Below are 18992 nucleotides of genomic sequence, written 5' to 3'. Positions count from 1 at the left end.
AAGTGGCACGCGAGCTGGGTTCAGAACGTCGTGAGACAGTTCGGTCTCTATCTATCGTGGGCGCAGGAGTCTTGCGTGGTGCTGACACTAGTACGAGAGGACCGTGTTGGACAGACCTCCGGTTTACCGGTTGTACCGCCAGGTGCACCGCCGGGTATCCGCGTCTGGATTGGATAAGCGCTGAAAGCATCTAAGTGCGAAGCCAGCCGCAAGATGAGGACTCCATTGAGGGTCGTCGTAGACTACGACGTTGATAGGGTGCAGGTGTAAAGACGGTGACGTCAAAGCCGAGCACTACTAATTGCCCGAAATCTTTCGCTTGAGTCATATTATCAGATGTAATGAAGTTTTAGAAGGCTTAGTCCTTGCTTCTGTTCTTGTGTGGAAATAGTCAAACCCCATATCAGGTGGCTATTGCAGCGGGGTCCCACCTCTTCCCATTCCGAACAGAGAAGTTAAGCCCGCCTGCGCCGATGGTACTGCAATGCAATGCGGGAGAGTAGGAGGCCGCCACTTTTATCAGAGAGCCCCGAGTCAGAAATGACCCGGGGCTTCTTCGTTTTGACAAAGTTGGCATTGTTATTTCGCTCTATACATCATAATCGTGAATACGAGCGACACACCTATCATCGAACCTACAATGATTATAAATGGTAGGATGCTTTCGTGATCTTTCATGGCCAATGTGTAGACGGCGATGAATAGCATGATTCCAAGCATCATGATTGCAATAATCCTGCACAATAGAACGCCTAATCTTTTCTGACGTGCGTTGCCAGGTCCATTGTGGAAAGGCAGATTAACGCTACCACCGGGGAAGTAGATGCTAAAGGCGCAGATAAATGCTACAATAGTCAATATCACACTTGGTATGATGATGAAGGTGGGCGATCCATAGTGATCTGGCTTTCCTGAAGGCCCGAAATGGGTTGGCACAATATCTGGTGCGCGACTGATGAGCCAGATGATGATTCCCCATATTGTCAGTGTCAGTACAAGGAAGACGATATCGAAGATCTTATCTTTTGCCGTACGCACGATGTTAAGTTTAATATCACTCATATAATTAACTATTTATTATCTTCTTTATTTTGTGTTTGGTTCTTTTTCTTGGGCAGCCGCTTGGCTTTGCGTAGCGCCTCTGTGATGATCCACTGCAGTTGACCATTGGTGCTGCGGAATTCATCTGCAGCCCAGGCCTCTATCGCGTTCATTGTTTCGGTATCTACGCGAAGAATAAAACTTTTGGTGTTCTTTTCTGCCATTGATTAATGATTAAGTGTTCCTGTGTTCACTACCGGCTGAGCAGATTCATCGCCACAGAGTACTACAAGCAGGTTGCTAACCATCGCAGCCTTTTTATCGTCATCAAGATCTACGATATTCTCATTGGAAAGCTTGTCAAGAGCCATCTTCACCATCGAAACAGCACCTTCCACAATCTTTTCACGAGCAGTAATGATAGCTGAAGCCTGCTGGCGACGGAGCATAACAGCAGCTATCTCAGGAGCGTATGCCAGATAATTAATACGTGCCTCGACTACTTCGATGCCTGCCAAAGCCAGACGTTCGTCGAGTTTCTGCTCCAGTTGTTCGTTGATTTCGTCTGCACTTGAACGCAGGGTTGGCTCATTATTTTTGCTGTCTTCATCGTCGTAGGCATACTGGCCTGCTACCTGTCGCAGAGCTGCATCACTCTGTACACGGACAAAGTTCTCCAAGGCATTCATCAGTCCCTTTGTGTCAGATCCGACTGTGTTGGGATTGGCTGCCATAGTCTGGGAGTCTACTTCGAAGAGTGCTTTGTAAGTGTCCTTTAGCTTCCATACCAATACCAAGCCTATCATCACAGGATTGCCTGTCTTGTCATTAACCTTGATAGGCTCCGCATCGAGGTTACGCGCACGAAGCGATACCTTTTTCGTACCATAGAAGGGGTTAATCCAATAAAAACCTGTCTGTGCAAAGGTTCCGCTGTATTTTCCGAACCAAGTGGTTACCTTAGCTTCGTTGGGCTCCAACATCATTAGCCCGAACCACATGATGATATTTACGATGAGCAACAGGAGGCTGCAGCCCAATAACCAACCTCCGCAATCACCATTGCTTTCGTCTAATAGGATAATGCTATACACGATACCTACAATTGAGAGAACCAGAACTGCAATGTTGATAAACAGCATCAGAAAACCGTTCATCACCGTCCCTTTGAATGTATATTCCTTATTTTCCATAATGATAAGTATTAATAAGTTGATTGAAATTGATATCAAAATGATATCGCAAAGATATGAACAATTCTTCGTCTGGCAATGGAATCTGCCTAAACTTTAACAATAATTATGACTCAGTCTCAGAAAAAGTGTGTAAATTTGCCACATGATTAAAATCGCTACAGTGATACAGCGCGTTCGACATGTCTTTGTCTGGCTGAACCGTATTGGACATTGTCGAGGTTTTGGCATCCAATCGCCTGCTGACTATTGGCTGGTGCGTTATGTCTTCAATGAGCATTGGCCATATTATCAGTATGAACTGTTGGGCGAAGAGGATGACTGGCTTACAAGGAAGTTGGGCCTTCTTTATTTCCGTATCGCCAATTGGCGGCAGCCTCATGTTATTGAGAGCGACAGCTTTGAGCAATATCTGCAGGCAGGATGTCGTGATGCTAAGTTCGGTGATTCTGTGGAACTAATAAGACTGTGCCTCGTAGGCGATTGCCGTAGTCGTCTGGCTTCTATTTATAATAAGGTGGTTGATAATACAGTTCTTATTGTTGAAGCGATCGGGCAGAACCGTGCTCTCTGGAATGAAATTGTTGCCGATGAACGGACAAAGGTGACATTCGATCTCTATTATTGTGGAATAGTGCTGTTTGACAAAAAAAGGCATAAAATGAATTATATTATAAATTTCTAATAAAATCAACAAATCTATGAAGATTACTAAGGTATATACTCGTACAGGCGATCAAGGGCAGACAAGTATCGTAGGTGGTTTTAGAGTCAGTAAGGCTAGTGAACGTTTAGAGGCTTATGGTACAGTGGATGAATTGAGTTCCCATTTGGGACTCTTGGCTGCGATGCTGTCAGAGGGTGAATATCATGATATGATTATTCGGATCCAAAATAATCTGTTTAATGTCTGCACAAATCTTGCTACAGATCAGAGCCAGACACCGCTATACGACTCTGCAAAACTCGCTGATGGAGAGATTGAGTTATTAGAGTCAGAAGTAGACCGAATGATGAAACTGTTGCCGGAACGCCAGGGGTTTATCCTTCCAGGAGGTACGCAGGTTGCTGCTCAAGCTCATGTGTGTCGTACTGTCTGTCGCCGTGCAGAACGTCGAATTGTAGCATTGTCAGTAGTTGCCCAAATAAGTCCTGAGACTTTACAATATGTGAACAGATTAAGTGATTATCTGTTCGTTTTAGCCAAAATAATAAATTTTAACGCAGGCGTAAGTGAAATTATATGGCAAAATGTTTGCAAATAGGAATAAAATGATTACTTTTGCGCCCGAATTAAAAACATAGTAAAAAACCAAAGACTAAGAATATGTATTGGACACTGGAATTGGCTTCCAAATTGGAAGATGCGCCTTGGCCCGCAACCAAGGATGAATTGATTGATTACGCAATTCGTTCAGGTGCTCCTTTGGAGGTACTTGAGAATTTGCAGGAGATAGAGGATGAGGGTGATGTTTATGAGAGCATCGAAGACATCTGGCCCGATTACCCAACGAAAGAGGACTTCCTTTTCAACGAGGATGAATACTAAGCAGTATTCTGCTGTAAGTAATTGAAGATTAACGAGGTGTGTATTTTTTTTGCACACCTCGTTTTTTTGTGCGAATAATTATTTGAATATGGCAAGACAATAACGACAATATACTAACTGTTAGTGGTGGCACTTTCACTAGTCGTAAAGAATCCTGAATATATACTTGGTCAAAAGATGGGAAGATTATTAGTACGAAATCCAGGTAATGTGATTGTTATCTTTTTCTTGTCCAAGTCATTTTTATGTGAGGAATGCCATCAAGCATAAAACTATCTGATGACTGTTTGAATCCGACTCTTTCGTAGAATTCCTTGGCATACTCCTGAGCTTCAATGTCTATGTGTGTCGCACCGAAATGTTTGACTGCTGTCTCAATTGAGTGAATCATAATCTGCTTACCATACCCTTTGCCTCGTTCTATCGTTATAACTCTGCCAATCGAGATTTCCTTCATATGAGTACCGGCAGGACATACACGGGCCAGTGCTACAATTCTGTTTCCCAAAGTCAACCATAGATGAATAGATTTCTGATCATCTCCGTCCATATCTTGATAGACGCAATTCTGCTCAACCACGAACACTTCGCTACGCACTCTCAGCAGTTCGTATAGCTCGTCCGTAGTTAGTTCTTGAAACGTTTTCTTGTGCAATATAGGCTTGTTCATACCCACTCAAAGTTATCTTTTCCGGCTCCAATCTCAAAGTGATACTTGGCTATGCCCAAGTCCATCTGAGTGTATCCGATGATGGAGCATCTTCTGCCAATGGCAGTTCCTTGTATGCCCTTACACTATGGCGGGCTTCTATTGCTTCTTGTAGGGTCATTGTTATAGCATATTTTCCAGTATCTCAACAGCCTCGGTTATGTCCTCTTGAAACCGTTTGTGGTCTCTCAGAAAGTCAGCTCTGCCACTAGAAATATCATCAAGTAGTTCCTGGCTCATTTCATCTGCATACGAGGCAATAGCAATCTCAATGTCGTCTTTCTGCCAGTCAAGTGTCGAATGAACATAGATCCTCTGCTTCTGATGCAAGAAACTGTAGGCTGTCTCTATACTGTCTTTCGTTATCATCTGTTTTTGTCATAGCCTATCGGACGGAACTGCTTTTGCTCGTCGCTGTAAACGAATCCATGTCCGTATAGGTAGGTCTTTAAATCTTTCGGCTCTGTCCCAAAGTTGTAGCACAGGGATTCCAACGTGTCAAACTCTTCATCCCTCAGAAGCATGTTGACGCTTGAAACCAGTATTGCAGGGTCTTTAGGCAGGTAGTCCATCGATAATTATCTCTTTTTATTCGTAGGCATATAATAGCCCGTACTTTTCATGCAGTTTCCGAAGAGAGCCGTCGGACTTCATCTGACGGATGACATTATTCACTATCTGCAGGAGATCCTCCTGCCCCTTCTGCATGAGGACACCAATTTCACCATGAGTAAATGGAGCGTTCAATAGTGGAGCTGCCAGTCGGGTGTCAGTCTGCACATAATAAGGAGCCTCTGTAATTTCCGTTATCATCACGTCGGCTGCACCTTCGGCTACAAGTGTCGGTATTTCCTCGTTCTTTTGGTGAACCACTATCTTAGCGTGAGTCAGGTTCTCGTTGGCAAACTTTTCATTCAGTCCACCTGGATTCACCATTACGGTCACTTCGGGTTTGTCTATGTCAGCCAATGACTTGTAGCGGTTTGCCTCCGAAGCCCTGCAAAGGATGGTCTTGCCGTTAGCTAGATAGCCGTCGCTCATGAGCATCGTTTCCCGTCTGGTATCTGTTATGGTAATCCCACCAATGGCAAGGTCGAATATTTGAGGTTCTGTTAGTACGTCGGCTGTCAATGAAGGCCATGAGGTCTTTTTGAATTCTATATCTACTCCTAACCTTCTTGCTATTTCGTTGGCGACATCAATACCAAAGCCCCAATATGTTCCATCGGGTTCACAGAATGATAACGGTCTGTAGTCACCGGTAGTACCAAAGAGGATTGTGCCTCGATCCAGAATTTCTGCTACTTTGCCCTTGGTGGGATTATCTGTATAGGTTCTTTGCGAACAAAACGAAAAAGTTCGAGCGCCGCAAATGATCAGAACTGCTATCAGAAACCAGGTCCTTAATCTTTCCAATCTTATCATTGTTTCTGTACTGTATTTATAATCGGCTACAAAATTACTCAATTTTCAGTTGAAAATTGCCAAAATAACACATCTTCACTACAGAATTGAGTGTTTTTCCCTATTTTTGTGTAATTTTGTCGCCAAATTGAGAGAAAAAGTATGAAAGATTCGATTAAGAGAGAGCAGAGCCAAATGAGTTTGAACTCTGCCGAGCGTGAGAATTCTCGCACGAAGTGTAAAGTAAAGATTCAAACAATGCTTGGCGACATTGTTGTTCGCCTATATGATGAGACTCCCATCCATCGTGCCAATTTCCTGAAATTGGCGAAAGAAGGATATTACGATGGTACACTGTTTCATCGTGTCATTAAGGATTTTATGATTCAGGGCGGCGATCCTGATTCAAAGGGCGCACCTGCTGGAAAAATACTTGGTGTGGGGGATCCTGGTTATACACTTGAAGCCGAGATTAAGGACGGACTGTTTCATAAACGTGGTGCCTTGGCTGCTGCGAGACAGGGTGACGAAGTTAATCCAGATCGTCGCAGTAGTGGCTCTCAATTTTATATTGTCTGGGGCCAGGTGTATAATGAGGGACAGCTTCGCCAGTTTTCCAAGCAGTTGAGGATGCAGAAGGTTCAGGCTGTATTCAATGAACTTGCAGCAGAACATCGTGCTGAAATCATGCAGATGCGCCGTGACAGGAATCGTGCAGGGCTACAGGAATTGCAAGACAAACTGGCTGCGGAAGCTGAGAGTAAGGTAGGAAAAACTGGCTTGACCGATGACCAGTTGAAGATATACTCTACTATTGGTGGTACTCCCCATCTTGACGGCCAATATACTATATTCGGAGAGGTCGAGGAAGGTCTTGATGTGGTTGAAATGATACAAGGCACTGCTACTGGACGTGCTGACAGACCTGTTGATGACATAGAAATGAGAATGATAGTTATTGAATAATATGTTGGAACTTGGACTGGAATATACAAGCGAACTGACTGTAAACGAAGGCTTGACCGCTCTTCAGATGGGGCTGGAAATATGCCTGTACTTGCTACCCCAGCTATGATGGCTTTGATGGAGCGCTCGAGCTGTGCTCGCTAGCTACACATCTAAGATTCATTGTTGACAAAGAAAAATTCATCTCAAAACTTAGATAATATGGATTTGCTAGAACTTATAAAGAATAGATATAGTTGTAGGAGCTATCAGCCTACGAGTGTTGAACAGGATAAGCTGGACTATATCATGGAGTGTGTCCGGTTGGCCCCATCTGCTGTGAACAAGCAGCCTTGGAAGTTTCGCTTCGTCAGTAGCGAGGAAGATAGGAAGATAATCTGCCAGTGCTATAATCGCGAATGGTTCGCTACGGCTCCTATTGTTGTCATTGCCTCTATCTTGCATGATGAAGAATGGGTTAGATCCGATGGCAAACACCACGGCGATATTGACATTGCTATTGCAGTTGAGCATTTTTGTCTGGCTGCTACAGAACTGGGACTTGGTACATGTTGGGTATGTAACTTTGATGCCGAACTGTGTAAGAAGTCCTTTGGCTTGGGAGAGAATGAAGAGGCTGCCGTCCTGATTCCAATCGGCTATCCTGCCGATGATTCGAAGGAAAAGAAGCGTAAGGCCATAGAAGAAATATGCAAGTGAACAAAACACCATAAGAAGATGAAAAAAGTAATCAGGACAACAAAGGCACCTTCGGCAATAGGTCCTTATAGTCAGGCAATACAAGTGGGAAATATCATTTATGCCTCTGGACAGATTCCCATCGACCCTGCTACTGGAAGTTTTGTTGAGGGAGGTATCAAGGAACAAACTCGTCAGTCTTTGCTCAACGTGAAGGCTATTCTAGAAGAGGCAGGTTTGACAATGGGCAATGTAGTGAAAACTACAATATTCATGGCCGATATGAACGACTTTGCGGATATGAACGCTGTTTATGCAGAGTTTTTCGCAGAGCCATACCCTGCAAGGTCTGCTGTTGCTGTAAAAACTTTACCTAAAGGAGCATTAGTTGAAATTGAAGTAGTAGCAGGCGTATGACAAATTAATCCTGTCATTATTAAGTCTCTGCTTTGCGTTGACGATGGACGCTCAAAATGGCCTGAAAAAGGTGTATAATGAGAACATCAACCCCATCGAGGATTTCTATGATTTTGTATTTAAAAGGTACGCGTAGCCACATTAATAGTTTAATCGCTAAATAAAACTAAAACTTTATAGAAGTGTGAGTCGTTCAGATGGAAAATGATTAAACAATAAAAACAGAACAGATTATATGAGTGTAGAATATATGTCTCAAGAAGGCTACGATAAACTCGTGGCTGAACTCCGTCAACTGGAGAGTGTAGAACTGCCTCAAGTGAAAGAGGCTATTGCCGAAGCCCGCGACAAAGGCGACCTTAGCGAGAACTTTGAGTATCATGCTGCCAAGCGTGAACAGTCGCGTTTGTTGGGTAGGATACGTTTCAAACAAAGAGTGTTGGCCAATGCACGTGTGATAGATATGTCGAGACTTGCTACAGGCACTGTGCAATTGCTCAGTAAGGTTGAGATGACTAATATGGCAAACAATAGCAGGATGACCTACACGATAGCCAGTCCCCACGAGGCAAATATCCGTGAAGGGAAGATTTCCATCAAATCGCCTATTGCTCAGGCCTTGCTGAACAAGAAAGTTGGTGATGTCGTGGAAGTCCGGGTGCCTGCCGGTACGATAAAGTTGCGTATCGAAAATATTCAATTATAGACGATGACGAAACAACCTTCAGATGCAATATTCTGGAGGTTGTTTCGTTATTATAACGTGTATAGAGGTTGTGCTATAATATGTTTGTTGCTGTTTTCTTCTATCAAGGGATGGGCGCAGTATGATGTTTCCTTTAGCCATTATTGGGCGATGGAACCGTCATTCAATCCTGCGTCAGTAGGCAAAGAGGCCAAGTTGAATGTGGCGGCGGCTTATGCCATTCAGATGGCAGGCTTTGAACATAACCCCAATACAATGTATGCCGCTGCCGATATGCCATTCTATGCGTTGGGTGCCTATCATGGCGTGGGTTTACAGTTCCTCAATGATGCGATAGGCTTGTTTACTCATAAACGGCTAAGTCTGCAATATGCCTATCAGCATCGCCTCTTGGGTGGAAAGATCAGTGCGGGTATCCAGGCGGGAATGGTAAGTGAGAATTTCGATGGTAGTAAGGTTGACGTGGTGGATCCTGATGATCCGGCTTTTTCCTCATCCTCGGAAAATGGTACGGGGCTGGACCTCTCAGCTGGGCTATACTATCTGGCCCGTGATTGGTATGCTGGTTTCTCTGTACTGCATCTGAATTCACCTAAGGTGGAATTAGGGGAAACCAACGAACTGGACATCTCTGCTACATATTATTTAACGGGTGGATACAATATTCGGCTTAGTCATCCGTTTTTAACTATACAAACCTCTGCTCTTGGACGTACTGACGGTAGTGCGTGGCGGGCCGACCTGACAGGGCGCCTGAAATATGAACATGAGAAGAAGGTGATGTATGCTGGCTTGACCTATAGTCCGACAAACTCGGTGACGGTGATGTTAGGTGGTCGTTTCTTTGGCGTGCATATTGGCTACAGTTATGAGATATACACCTCTGCCGTCAGCCTCGGCAATGGAAGCCATGAACTGTTCGTGGGCTATCAGACGGAACTGAACCTGTATAAAAAGGGTAAGAATCTGCATAAGAGCGTGAGAATACTGTAAGGAAGGTAAGATAGTAAAAAAGATAAGACATGGAACAAAGAATAGTTCGGATGAGTAAAAAGAGATGGGCAAAAAGGCTTTTACCTTTTTACCTTTTAACCTTTTTACTTTTTATGACCAGCTGTTTTGGCAGTAAGATGATGTCTGCCAGTGGTGGTGAGGTGACTGGCACAGGTGGTCGGGCATTTACCGAGCCCACGCCCTATGGAATGGTTCTCGTGAAACGGGGGCATTTGAAAATGGGCGTGGAGAAACAGGACTCTCTGTGGGGAAAGAAGACACCTCTCAGGGATATCTCCGTTGATGGTTTCTGGATGGACGAGACGGAGGTCACAAACTCCAAGTACCGTCAGTTTGTGAATTATGTCCGTGACTCTATTCTCCGGGAGCGTCTTTCAGAATTTGACGAGACCTATAAGACGGTTAAGACGGATAAAGATGGTGAGGAGATAGGTATGGTACTCAACTGGAAGAAGCCCTTGCCCCGCCGTCCGAACGAAGACGAACAGGAGATTATCGACGGTATGTATGTTACTAATCCCGTTACTGGTGACAAGATGTTGGATTATCGTCAGCTGAACTATCGTTATGAGATTTATGACTATGCCTCGGCAGCCCTGCGCCGCAACCGTCTGAATCCCCAGGAACGAAACCTGAACACGGATGTGACGGTTGATCCCAATGAACAGGTGTGGATTTCGAAGGATACCGCCTATGTCGATGATGAAGGCAGGATTGTGCGTGAGACGATTAACCGTCAACTGACAGGCCCTTGGGATTTCCTGAACACCTATATCGTCAACGTGTTCCCCGACACCACCTGTTGGGTAAATGATTTCCCCAATGCCGACAATGAGATGTATCTCCGCTACTATTTCTCGAATCCTGCCTATAATGACTACCCCGTTGTGGGTGTTACCTGGGAGCAGGCCAATGCCTTCTGTGCCTGGCGTACGGAGTATTTGTTGAAAGGGTTAGGTCCTGCAGCCCGTTATGTGCAACGCTATCGTCTGCCAACAGAAGCGGAATGGGAGTTCGCAGCCCGTGGTAAGGATCAGAATGAGTTCCCGTGGGACAATGAAGATGTGGCCAGTGGAAAAGGTTGCTTTTATGCTAACTTCAAGCCCGACGATGGTAATTACACCAAAGACGGTAATCTGATTACCAGTCGGGTGGGCATCTATGCCGCCAATACAAACGGCCTTTACGATATGGCTGGTAATGTGGCAGAATGGACCTCTACCATTTATACTGAAGCAGGCGTGGAGGCCATGAACGACATTAACCCGCAGTTAAAATACAATGCGGCTCCTGAGGATCCCTATCGTCTGAAGAAAAAGAGTGTGCGTGGTGGCTCTTGGAAAGACCCTGAGTCCTATATACGCTCTGCCTGGCGTACGTCTGAATACCAGAATCAGCCTCGAAGTTATATCGGCTTCCGTTGTGTACGTAGCCTGGCCAACAGTACCAGTGAGAAAACCAAAGTAAAGAAAGGGAAGAAATAATGACAAGATATAGCAAATATAATCTCATCTACCGCTTACAGAAGTGGATGGACAGCGTGCCGGGACAGACGTTCCTGAACTATGCTTATAGTTGGGGTGCCTCCATCGTTATTTTGGGTACGCTATTTAAGTTGACCCATTTGGATGGCGCAGACTTTTTTCTATTCCTGGGAATGGGAACAGAGGTCATCGTATTCTTCCTTTCCGCTTTCGACCGTCCGTTCGACAAGACAACCGACGGGATGGAATTGGATATTCATCCCGGAGAGAAGGTAGAAGTAACCCCACCCTCATCAGCCCAGAATGTATTGACGACTCCAAAAGTCTCAGTTCCCCCTGCAAATTCCCCTGCAAATTCTGAACTTGAAGCTGTGACAAACGGCTATGTCGACGAGTTGAAACGCCTGACAGAAACACTATCGAAGGTTTCTGCCCAGAGCCAGAAGCTGACAACTGATTCCGAGGAGATGGAGAATCTGAATCGTACGCTGACAGGCATCTGCAAGGTCTATGAGATGCAGTTGAAGAGTGCCAGTTCACAGATAGGTACCATCGATGAAATCAATGAGCAGACCCGTAAGATGGCTTCACAAATTGCTGAGCTCAATAAGATCTATGCTCGTATGATCGAGGCAATGACGCAAAAGATGAACGTATAGTCACATGGCAATAAAGAAACGTCCGATATCCCCTCGCCAGAAGATGATCAATCTGATGTATGTCGTCTTGATGGCTATGTTGGCGCTGAACGTCTCTAATGAGGTGCTCAACGGTTTCTCGATTGTCGAGGAGAGCCTCAACCGCACCACGAATAACTCGTCAAAAGAAAACAATGCCATCTACGAAGCTTTCGATACACAGATGAAAGCCAACCCGCAGAAGACAAAAGCGTGGTTTGACAAGGCTCAACAGGTGAAGCAGATGAGCGACTCGCTCTTTAACTTTGCCGCCAACCTGAAACTGGCTATTGTCAAGGAGGCAGATGGAGAGGATGGAGATATCAACAACCTCCGTAACAAGGAAGATCAGGAGCCAGCCAACCATGTGATGCTGTCGCCGACCAGTGGACAGGGGCAGAAACTCTATGATGCTATCAATGCTTTCCGTGAACGGATGCTGACGATGGTGACTGATGAGAAGCAAAAGCAGATTATAGCCAGTAACCTGACGACGGAAGTCCCAAAGAAGGTCCGGACGCTGGGTAAGAACTGGCAGGAGTATATGTTTGAATCCATGCCAGCAGCAGCAGCCGTGACACTGCTGTCCAAACTGCAGAGTGATGTACGTTATGCCGAAGGGGAAGTGTTGCACACCCTCGTTTCCAACATCGATGTGAAGGATATCCGTGTCAATATGCTTGACGCTTTCGTGATACCCAGTTCCAAGACCATTGTCAGGGGCGACCGCTTCTCTGCCCGTATTGTGATGGCTGCTGTAGATACCACGCAGGTACCTGATATCTATATAGGAGGACAAAAGGTGAATCTGGCCGACGGCCTCTATGAGACTGTGTGTGGACGGACGGGCGACTTCACACTGAAAGGCTACATGGAAACCGTCAATGGCAATGGCGACCGAATCCGTCGTGAGTTCTCCCAGGACTATACTGTCGTAGATCCTAGTGCCACCGTCTCTGCCGACCTGATGAATATGCTTTATGCCGGCTACAACAACCCCATCAGTGTCAGTGTGCCGGGCGTGCCCCTCAACAAGGTACATGCCTCGATGACCAATGGAACGTTGCGGGCTGTGGGGCCCGGGAAATATATTGCCCGCCCTTCAAAGATTGGACAGGATGCTACGATAACCGTCACCTCAACCAATACGGGGCGTCCACAACAGATGGGACAGTACACCTTCCGTGTCCGTAAACTGCCTGATCCTACACCTTATATATCTATGAAGGATGAGCATGGCAACCCCACCCGTTATAAGGGTGGTGGTCTGTCGAAAGGTCAGTTGGTGGCCGCCGATAATATCGGAGCAGCTATCGACGATGGCATCCTCGACATCGCCTTCCGGGTGCAGAGTTTTGAAACTGTGTTCTTCGATAATATGGGTAATGCTGTTCCGATGGCCTCTGAGGGTGCCTCGTTCTCTGGTCGTCAAAAGGAGACGTTCCGCAGACTGGCCCGCAACCGTCGGTTCTATATCTCCCGTGTGACAGTTGTTGGCCCCGATGGCTTGACCCGAACACTCACTAATCCAATGGAAGTAATCGTAAAATGATGAAGATATGAAGAAGTTATTGTTGTTGACTATGATAATGATGATGGCAGGCTCTGCCTTAGGCCAGCCACAAAGAAGTCGCGTTCAACCTGCCGAGCAAAAGCAGAAGCAGAATCCTTCCTCGGCCATGTCTATGCGTGCCCAGCTGACGTTCCCGACAGCAGTGGAGATGCCAGAGGAGGTGGTGTGGCGTCGTGATATCTATCGCGAACTCGACCTCACAGAGGATGCCAATGCCGGTCTTTACTTTCCGGTAGAGCCTCAGGGTAGGCAGCTCAACCTGTTTACCTATATCTTCAAACTCGCACAAAACGGCTATGTTCCTGTCTATGAGTATCCGACGGATGGTAGTGATAACTTCTCCGACGAAGCAAAAGTGGAGATGAAGACCATCCTCGACAATTATCATATCTTCTATGAGGAACAAAATGGTAAGCTAAAGGTTGATAATAGCGATATCCCTTCTGCCGAGGTGAAGAAATATTATCTGAAGGAGAGTGCCTACTACGACCAGGCAAATTCCTCTTTCCATATCAAGGTGCTTGCCCTTTGTCCGGTGATGTTGCGTGAGGATGACTTTGATGGTGAGTCCACCCAATATCCGCTTTTCTGGGTAAAATATGGCGACCTGGAGCCCTTCCTCAACCGCCAGACGGTGATGGCCAGTAGTCTAAACAATGCAGCAACCATGTCGATGGCGGATTATTTCACGCTGAACAGCTATAAGGGTAAGATCTATAAGACGAATAATGCCCAGGGAAAGACGCTCTTGCAACTCTGCAATGGCGATGCCGACAAACTTAGTGCCGAGCAGAAACGTATCGAGGCTGAGTTGGCAGCCTTCCATAAGACCATCTTCGGCGACCCTGCCAAGCGTGATTCCATAGATAATGTGATGGCAGTGAACGCTAAGTCTGCAAAGTCTGCGAAGACCAAATCATCCTCTTCGCGTTCTTCCAAAGCCCCCAAAGCCAAGTCGTCTTCTTCAAAGAGCAGCGGTGGCAGTTCTGCCCGCGTCACAGTGCGCCGTCAGCGTCATTAATATGTTAAAATCTGATTTTATTTGGTTTTTATCATTCTTATTCGTATCTTTGCAGCCCAGATGTAATTAAAACAGATGTAATTATGAAAAAGATTATTTCCTTAGTAATGTTTCTGGCTGCGATAACCATGTCAGCAAAGGCACAGATTGACTATGGTGTGAAAGGCGGTCTTAATCTGACGAGTATGAGCTTTAGTAAGGACGTGTTTGATTCCTCGAATAAGATGGGTTTCTTTATTGGTCCTACCGCAAAGTTCACGTTACCCGTCGTCGGCTTGGGTATCGACGCCTCGCTTCTTTTTGACCAGCGTTCTTTCAATGTTGAGTTTGAAAGCAGGGAGGGTCATGCCACAGTTGCTAGCGAGAGTATCAAGCAGCAGAGCATTCAGATTCCTGTCAATGCCCGTTTTGCCTTCGGAGTAGGTGATGTTGCCAGTATCCTTGTGTTTGCGGGTCCTCAGTTCGGGTTTAACCTGAGCGGAAAGAAGTCTATCGGCCAGATTGCCGATTGGAAATTCAATTCTTCCAACCTGAGTTTCAACATCGGAGCAGGCGCCATGTTCCTCAAGCATTTCCAGGCAACGCTAAATTATAATATAGCCCTGGGTAAGACAGGTGAGTTCGATGTTCATTCCACTGCCGAAGACATTAAGGACGTCTTTAATGGCAAATATGATGGAAAGATGAACGCTTGGCAGCTGTCAGTTGCTTATTTCTTCTAAGTCTTGTTTGTTGATGTCATCCTCCCTTTGCCGCTCGACGGTGTCTTCACCTATTCTGTCCCGACCTCTGAGGAAGGCAGAGTAAAGGTGGGAGCACGTGTCGTTGTCCCTTTCGGCAGAAGCAAGACCTACATAGGCATCATCTCAAACATACACCATCAGCCACCTGAGGGATATCAGACGAAAGATATCCTTCAGGTGGTTGATTTTAGCCCGATCCTTCTGGATACGCAATTGAAACTGTGGCAGTGGATTGCCGACTATTACATGTCGCCCCTTGGAGAGGTGTATAAGGCCGCGCTGCCCTCAGGACTGAAGGCTGAAGACGGATATAAGCCCAAGACGGAACTGTGTATCAGGCTGGCTGCATCCTTCCAAAACGAACAGGCTCTTCATGTTGCCTTGAATATGTTGCAGCGGGCCGACAAACAACTGAAGGCTTTTGTCGATTACCTGTCTATCTCCGGCTGGGACCAGGGATCTCCCAGTGAACTGACTCGCGACGAGCTGCTGAATCAAGGTCATTCCCTGCCTACAGTCAACGCCCTTGTGAAACGAGGATTGCTTGAGACTTATGAGAAAGAAATAGGACGCTTGAATCATGGTGGTGAACCTCATCCGGAGCACATTAAACCGCTCAGTCCTGTCCAGCAGGATGCCTTCAATCAGATCCAGTTCTCTTTCCTGAAAAAGAACGTGACGTTGTTGCATGGTGTCACTTCAAGTGGCAAGACAGAGATTTATATTCATCTTATTCAGCAGGCGCTGGAACAGAAGAAACAGGTGCTCTATCTCCTACCAGAGATTGCCCTGACAGTACAGATGATGGACCGCCTCCGTCGTGTGTTCGGCAATCGCCTAGGCATCTATCACTCGAAATACTCCGATGCCGAACGTGTGGAAATCTGGCAGAAACAGCTTTCGCAGAATCCTTACGAGGTCATCCTTGGGGCGCGAAGTGCAGTCTTGTTGCCTTTCCAGCATCTTGGACTTGTCATTGTCGACGAGGAACATGAGACCAGTTATAAACAGCAAGATCCTGCCCCGCGTTATCATGCCCGTTCGGCAGCCATCATGCTGGCACAGATGTTTGGTGCCAAGACACTACTTGGTACGGCGACACCCTCACTCGAGACCTATCATAATGCTCGGACTGGCAAATATGCTCTTGTGGAACTCTTCCAGCGTTATCAGGGAATCGAATTGCCTGAGGTTCAGGTTGTCGACATCAAGGACCTGCAGCATCGGAAGATGATGAGTGGCCCCTTCTCTCCCATATTATTAAATAAGGTACGCGAAGCGTTGGAACGTGGCGAGCAGGCCATCCTGTTCCAGAACCGTCGAGGCTATGCTCCTGTCATTGAGTGCAAGCAGTGTGGATGGGTACCCCATTGTCAGCATTGCGATGTGTCACTCACTCTCCATCGTCATCTGAATCAGCTGACCTGCCATTATTGTGGCTACACCTATCAGGTACCGACGGAATGTCCTAACTGTGGTTGTACCCAACTGCAGACGCGTGGCTATGGTACGGAGAAGATTGAGGCGGAGGTGCGCGAGATCTTCCCGGAGGCGCGTATTGCCCGCATGGATCTTGACACTACCCGCAGCCGCCAGGCCTATGAGCGTATCATCAGTGATTTTGCTGCAGGACGTACCAACCTGCTCATCGGCACCCAGATGATTAGTAAGGGACTCGACTTCGACAAGGTCTCAGTAGTAGGTATCCTTAATGCCGACACCATGTTGAACTATCCTGATTTTAGGGCCTATGAGCATGCCTTTACCATGATGTCGCAGGTCAGTGGCAGGGCAGGTCGTAAGGGTAAGCGCGGTTTGGTAATTCTGCAGACAAAGAGTCCTGATTTGCCACTGATACGACAGGTTGTACAGAATGACTATATGGGCTTCTATCGTTCTCTGATTGCCGAGCGTCAGCAGTTCCACTATCCGCCTTATTACCGACTCGTCTATGTCTATCTGAAACATCGTTCCGACAGCCTTGTCGAGACAGCGGGCATCGAGATGGCCAGCCGTTTGCGCCAGTGGTTCGGTGCCAGGGTTCTTGGTCCCGACAAACCTGCCGTGGCCAAGGTCAAGTCATTGGCCATCCGCAAACTCATATTGAAACTGGAGATGGGACTGAAGATGTCGGAGGTCCGCCAATATTTAGCGCTTGCCCAGCAGCAGATGCTTCAGGACAAGCGCTATAGTTCTTTGCAGATCTACTGTGATGTAGATCCGTTGTAAATCCTTAGAAATTCAGGTCGCAGCCAATACCGAGGACGCGGTTGGTACGGGTGAAGTCGTCACTGACACCTGCCTGCGGATAATCATTGCGCTTATAGTGGTCATAGTTCGTCTGGAAGTAGGCAGCCTTCAAGGTGACGTTGTTGGCAACCTTGTAGTTGAATCCAAAGCCGAAACTATAGGAGTTGACCACAAACGACATGTCGTTCATGTACTTGTCAGTCAGCTGATAGCGGGTTAACTGCCCACCGGCACTGATGGTCAGCTTGTCGGTAACATCCCACTCTGCGCCTCCCAGGTATTCGTTGGTACCACCGTCAAGCATATCCTGGGTGTTATTGTACCAGTTGACATTTGTGTCAAAGAAGTGGTGGTAGCCCAGGTTCAGACGGACGTCATCGGTGATGTTCCACATAGCGCCGACGGCTAGCTGTGCAGGAGAGTCCTCGTCAATCTTCTCACCGTCGCGGAACTTGTTGACGGCAGGAATCTCACTGGCCTCGTTGACGGTCGACTCGTTCTTCATGTGAATCTGTGTCTTGAACTCGTATTTTGCAGCGAAGTTGAATTTGCCGATACGATAGTCGACACCAATGACGGGGGCGATGCCCACCGATGACTGATTACAGAGCAGGTTCACGCCCTGTGAGTATTTCTGCAGGGCATTCAGGCTCTGCTTTGTACCTTCCAACTGGGCCTTCTGCTGAATGAGTGCATCAGGTACGGGAACCCCAGCTGCCTCATACTGGGCAATACCGGCATTTACCTTGCTGAGGCCGCCATCGACAGTGGTCTCTGCACCCTGCAGAAAACTGCTGAAGTCCAAATAGCCGCCCTCGGTGTTTACCATGATGTTGCTGATCTTAGCCTTATAGGTCGCATTACCGTAGAGCAGTCGCAGACCTCCATAGACCGACAGATCCTGGGTGATCTTATAGGCGGCACCCAACTGAAAACCGAAATAGTATTGGCGGCCCTGCATATAACCATCCATATCGTAGCCGGTAGCGCCGAGTGGCTGCAGTTGGTGAGCGATGTTGCCAACCACGCTCTCAAAAGAGCCGAGGCCGTCGCTAAACTCACAGGCACCACCGCCGCCAGGGACGGAGAAGTTGAACTGAACACTCCAGTTACCTTTATTATAGGCAGCCTGGACGGATGGGATACATGGCGCATCGGCCACACCCTCGAATACTTTGGTGGTTGCGCCATTGTTCTTCTTGCCCAGGGCAAAGACGGGATTTGTCGATTCGATAGTACGCGTCTGGTGGGCATACTGCCAGTTGAGGCCGAGATAGAATCCTTCGGGGAGGAAAGCCACACCTGCAGGGTTGCTATAGACACCATCGAGACCGATGGCAGCGTCACGAGCCGGGTTACGGAGAAAGTCGATACTCTGATTTGTGTTGGTTAAGATACCGCCTGCGGTGGCTTTTGTTGCTGCTGTCAGCATCACGCCGAGCAGCACGAAATTGATTTTTTTCATATCCTTAAACATCTTTTTACTAAAATCGGCTGCAAAGGTAAATATATTGTTCGGAAATATTCCGTTTGCGTACACATAGTTAACGTATATTAACGGAAATTG

General features: G+C 46.8%; 22 protein-coding genes and 2 rRNA genes. 16 read left to right on the top strand and 8 right to left on the bottom strand.

Annotated elements, in window-relative coordinates:
• Positions 1 to 322 (top strand): 23S ribosomal RNA (locus BMY16_RS12740); the annotation flags it as partial.
• Positions 323 to 403: 81 nt separating this feature from the next.
• A 5S ribosomal RNA gene (gene rrf / locus BMY16_RS12735) occupies positions 404 to 516 on the top strand.
• Between the two features lie 63 nt (positions 517 to 579).
• Here rrf and BMY16_RS12730 read toward each other — a convergent pair.
• Genes BMY16_RS12730 through BMY16_RS12720 form a run of 3 tightly spaced genes read right to left on the bottom strand, consistent with a single transcriptional unit; the run spans position 580 to position 2234 of the window.
• Positions 580 to 1062: a DUF1648 domain-containing protein gene (locus tag BMY16_RS12730; RefSeq protein ID WP_091843045.1), complete on the bottom strand. Its 483-nt coding sequence runs from the start codon at positions 1060 to 1062 to the stop codon at positions 580 to 582.
• A gap of 8 nt (positions 1063 to 1070) precedes the next feature.
• Positions 1071 to 1265: a type II toxin-antitoxin system antitoxin gene (locus BMY16_RS12725; protein ID WP_091843042.1), complete on the bottom strand. Its 195-nt coding sequence runs from the start codon at positions 1263 to 1265 to the stop codon at positions 1071 to 1073.
• Positions 1266 to 1268: 3 nt separating this feature from the next.
• Positions 1269 to 2234, bottom strand: a complete 966-nt coding sequence (locus BMY16_RS12720; RefSeq protein WP_091843039.1) for an SPFH domain-containing protein — start codon at positions 2232 to 2234, stop codon at positions 1269 to 1271.
• Between the two features lie 145 nt (positions 2235 to 2379).
• Between BMY16_RS12720 and BMY16_RS12715 the strand changes: the two genes are divergently transcribed.
• The 3 genes from BMY16_RS12715 (at position 2380) to BMY16_RS12705 (ending at position 3783) form a co-directional block, all read left to right on the top strand.
• Positions 2380 to 2919, top strand: coding sequence for a hypothetical protein (locus BMY16_RS12715; protein WP_091843038.1), 540 nt, complete (start codon positions 2380 to 2382; stop codon positions 2917 to 2919).
• A gap of 16 nt (positions 2920 to 2935) precedes the next feature.
• Positions 2936 to 3499: a cob(I)yrinic acid a,c-diamide adenosyltransferase gene (locus BMY16_RS12710; RefSeq protein WP_091843036.1), complete on the top strand. Its 564-nt coding sequence runs from the start codon at positions 2936 to 2938 to the stop codon at positions 3497 to 3499.
• 62 nt (positions 3500 to 3561) lie between these two features.
• The gene (locus BMY16_RS12705) at positions 3562 to 3783 is read left to right on the top strand and encodes a DUF2795 domain-containing protein (protein WP_021852076.1); all 222 of its coding nucleotides are present in this window, start codon (positions 3562 to 3564) and stop codon (positions 3781 to 3783) included.
• Between the two features lie 217 nt (positions 3784 to 4000).
• On the opposite strand, the gene BMY16_RS12700 is transcribed toward BMY16_RS12705, so the two are convergent.
• The 4 genes from BMY16_RS12700 to BMY16_RS12685 all read right to left on the bottom strand — a co-directional run bounded on the left by BMY16_RS12700 (position 4001) and on the right by BMY16_RS12685 (position 5917).
• Positions 4001 to 4453, bottom strand: a complete 453-nt coding sequence (locus tag BMY16_RS12700) for a GNAT family N-acetyltransferase (protein WP_091843033.1) — start codon at positions 4451 to 4453, stop codon at positions 4001 to 4003.
• 162 nt (positions 4454 to 4615) lie between these two features.
• Complete coding sequence (locus BMY16_RS12695) at positions 4616 to 4861, bottom strand: hypothetical protein (RefSeq protein WP_091843030.1); 246 nt, start codon at positions 4859 to 4861, stop codon at positions 4616 to 4618.
• Positions 4858 to 5064, bottom strand: a complete 207-nt coding sequence (locus tag BMY16_RS12690) for a DUF4250 domain-containing protein (RefSeq protein WP_091843028.1) — start codon at positions 5062 to 5064, stop codon at positions 4858 to 4860. Before BMY16_RS12690 ends, BMY16_RS12695 begins: the two co-directional genes overlap by 4 nt.
• A gap of 16 nt (positions 5065 to 5080) precedes the next feature.
• Positions 5081 to 5917 (bottom strand): transporter substrate-binding domain-containing protein, encoded by an 837-nt coding sequence (locus BMY16_RS12685; protein ID WP_091843025.1) that lies wholly within the window; start codon positions 5915 to 5917, stop codon positions 5081 to 5083.
• Between the two features lie 174 nt (positions 5918 to 6091).
• On the opposite strand from BMY16_RS12685, the gene BMY16_RS12680 reads away from it, so the two are divergent.
• The 11 genes from BMY16_RS12680 to priA all read left to right on the top strand — a co-directional run bounded on the left by BMY16_RS12680 (position 6092) and on the right by priA (position 17404).
• Complete coding sequence (locus BMY16_RS12680; RefSeq protein ID WP_091843064.1) at positions 6092 to 6862, top strand: peptidylprolyl isomerase; 771 nt, start codon at positions 6092 to 6094, stop codon at positions 6860 to 6862.
• A gap of 201 nt (positions 6863 to 7063) precedes the next feature.
• A complete protein-coding gene (locus tag BMY16_RS12675) occupies positions 7064 to 7561 on the top strand; it encodes a nitroreductase family protein (protein WP_091843023.1) in 498 nt (165 codons plus the stop codon).
• Between the two features lie 18 nt (positions 7562 to 7579).
• Positions 7580 to 7957, top strand: coding sequence for a RidA family protein (locus tag BMY16_RS12670; RefSeq protein ID WP_091843020.1), 378 nt, complete (start codon positions 7580 to 7582; stop codon positions 7955 to 7957).
• A gap of 235 nt (positions 7958 to 8192) precedes the next feature.
• Positions 8193 to 8663 carry a transcription elongation factor GreA gene (gene greA / locus BMY16_RS12665; protein ID WP_091843017.1) on the top strand — a complete coding sequence of 157 codons (471 nt, stop codon included), beginning with the start codon at positions 8193 to 8195 and terminating at the stop codon, positions 8661 to 8663.
• Between the two features lie 3 nt (positions 8664 to 8666).
• Positions 8667 to 9656 carry a PorP/SprF family type IX secretion system membrane protein gene (locus BMY16_RS12660; protein ID WP_091843014.1) on the top strand — a complete coding sequence of 330 codons (990 nt, stop codon included), beginning with the start codon at positions 8667 to 8669 and terminating at the stop codon, positions 9654 to 9656.
• Positions 9657 to 9769: 113 nt separating this feature from the next.
• Positions 9770 to 11161, top strand: a complete 1392-nt coding sequence (locus tag BMY16_RS12655) for a T9SS ring complex lipoprotein PorK/GldK (RefSeq protein ID WP_170836100.1) — start codon at positions 9770 to 9772, stop codon at positions 11159 to 11161.
• Complete coding sequence (gene gldL, locus BMY16_RS12650; RefSeq protein ID WP_091843008.1) at positions 11161 to 11820, top strand: type IX secretion system motor protein PorL/GldL; 660 nt, start codon at positions 11161 to 11163, stop codon at positions 11818 to 11820. Before BMY16_RS12655 ends, gldL begins: the two co-directional genes overlap by 1 nt.
• 4 nt (positions 11821 to 11824) lie before the next feature.
• Positions 11825 to 13390, top strand: coding sequence for a type IX secretion system motor protein PorM/GldM (gene gldM / locus BMY16_RS12645; RefSeq protein WP_091843005.1), 1566 nt, complete (start codon positions 11825 to 11827; stop codon positions 13388 to 13390).
• Positions 13391 to 13397: 7 nt separating this feature from the next.
• On the top strand, positions 13398 to 14432 hold the full coding sequence (gene gldN, locus BMY16_RS12640) for a type IX secretion system ring subunit PorN/GldN (RefSeq protein ID WP_091843002.1): 1035 nt from the start codon (positions 13398 to 13400) through the stop codon (positions 14430 to 14432).
• 83 nt (positions 14433 to 14515) lie between these two features.
• Positions 14516 to 15154 carry a porin family protein gene (locus tag BMY16_RS12635; protein WP_091843000.1) on the top strand — a complete coding sequence of 213 codons (639 nt, stop codon included), beginning with the start codon at positions 14516 to 14518 and terminating at the stop codon, positions 15152 to 15154.
• Positions 15155 to 15157: 3 nt separating this feature from the next.
• Positions 15158 to 17404 (top strand): replication restart helicase PriA, encoded by a 2247-nt coding sequence (gene priA, locus BMY16_RS12630; RefSeq protein ID WP_091842998.1) that lies wholly within the window; start codon positions 15158 to 15160, stop codon positions 17402 to 17404.
• A gap of 4 nt (positions 17405 to 17408) precedes the next feature.
• On the opposite strand, the gene BMY16_RS12625 is transcribed toward priA, so the two are convergent.
• The gene (locus BMY16_RS12625; RefSeq protein WP_139207224.1) at positions 17409 to 18890 is read right to left on the bottom strand and encodes an OmpP1/FadL family transporter; all 1482 of its coding nucleotides are present in this window, start codon (positions 18888 to 18890) and stop codon (positions 17409 to 17411) included.
• Between the last annotated feature and the right edge of the window lie 102 nt (positions 18891 to 18992).

Source organism: Prevotella sp. ne3005, from assembly GCF_900110085.1.
Taxonomy (GTDB): Bacteria; Bacteroidota; Bacteroidia; order Bacteroidales; family Bacteroidaceae; genus Prevotella.
The sequence above is the reverse complement of the archived record's forward strand: the minus strand, read 5'-3'. Positions and strand labels throughout refer to the sequence as shown.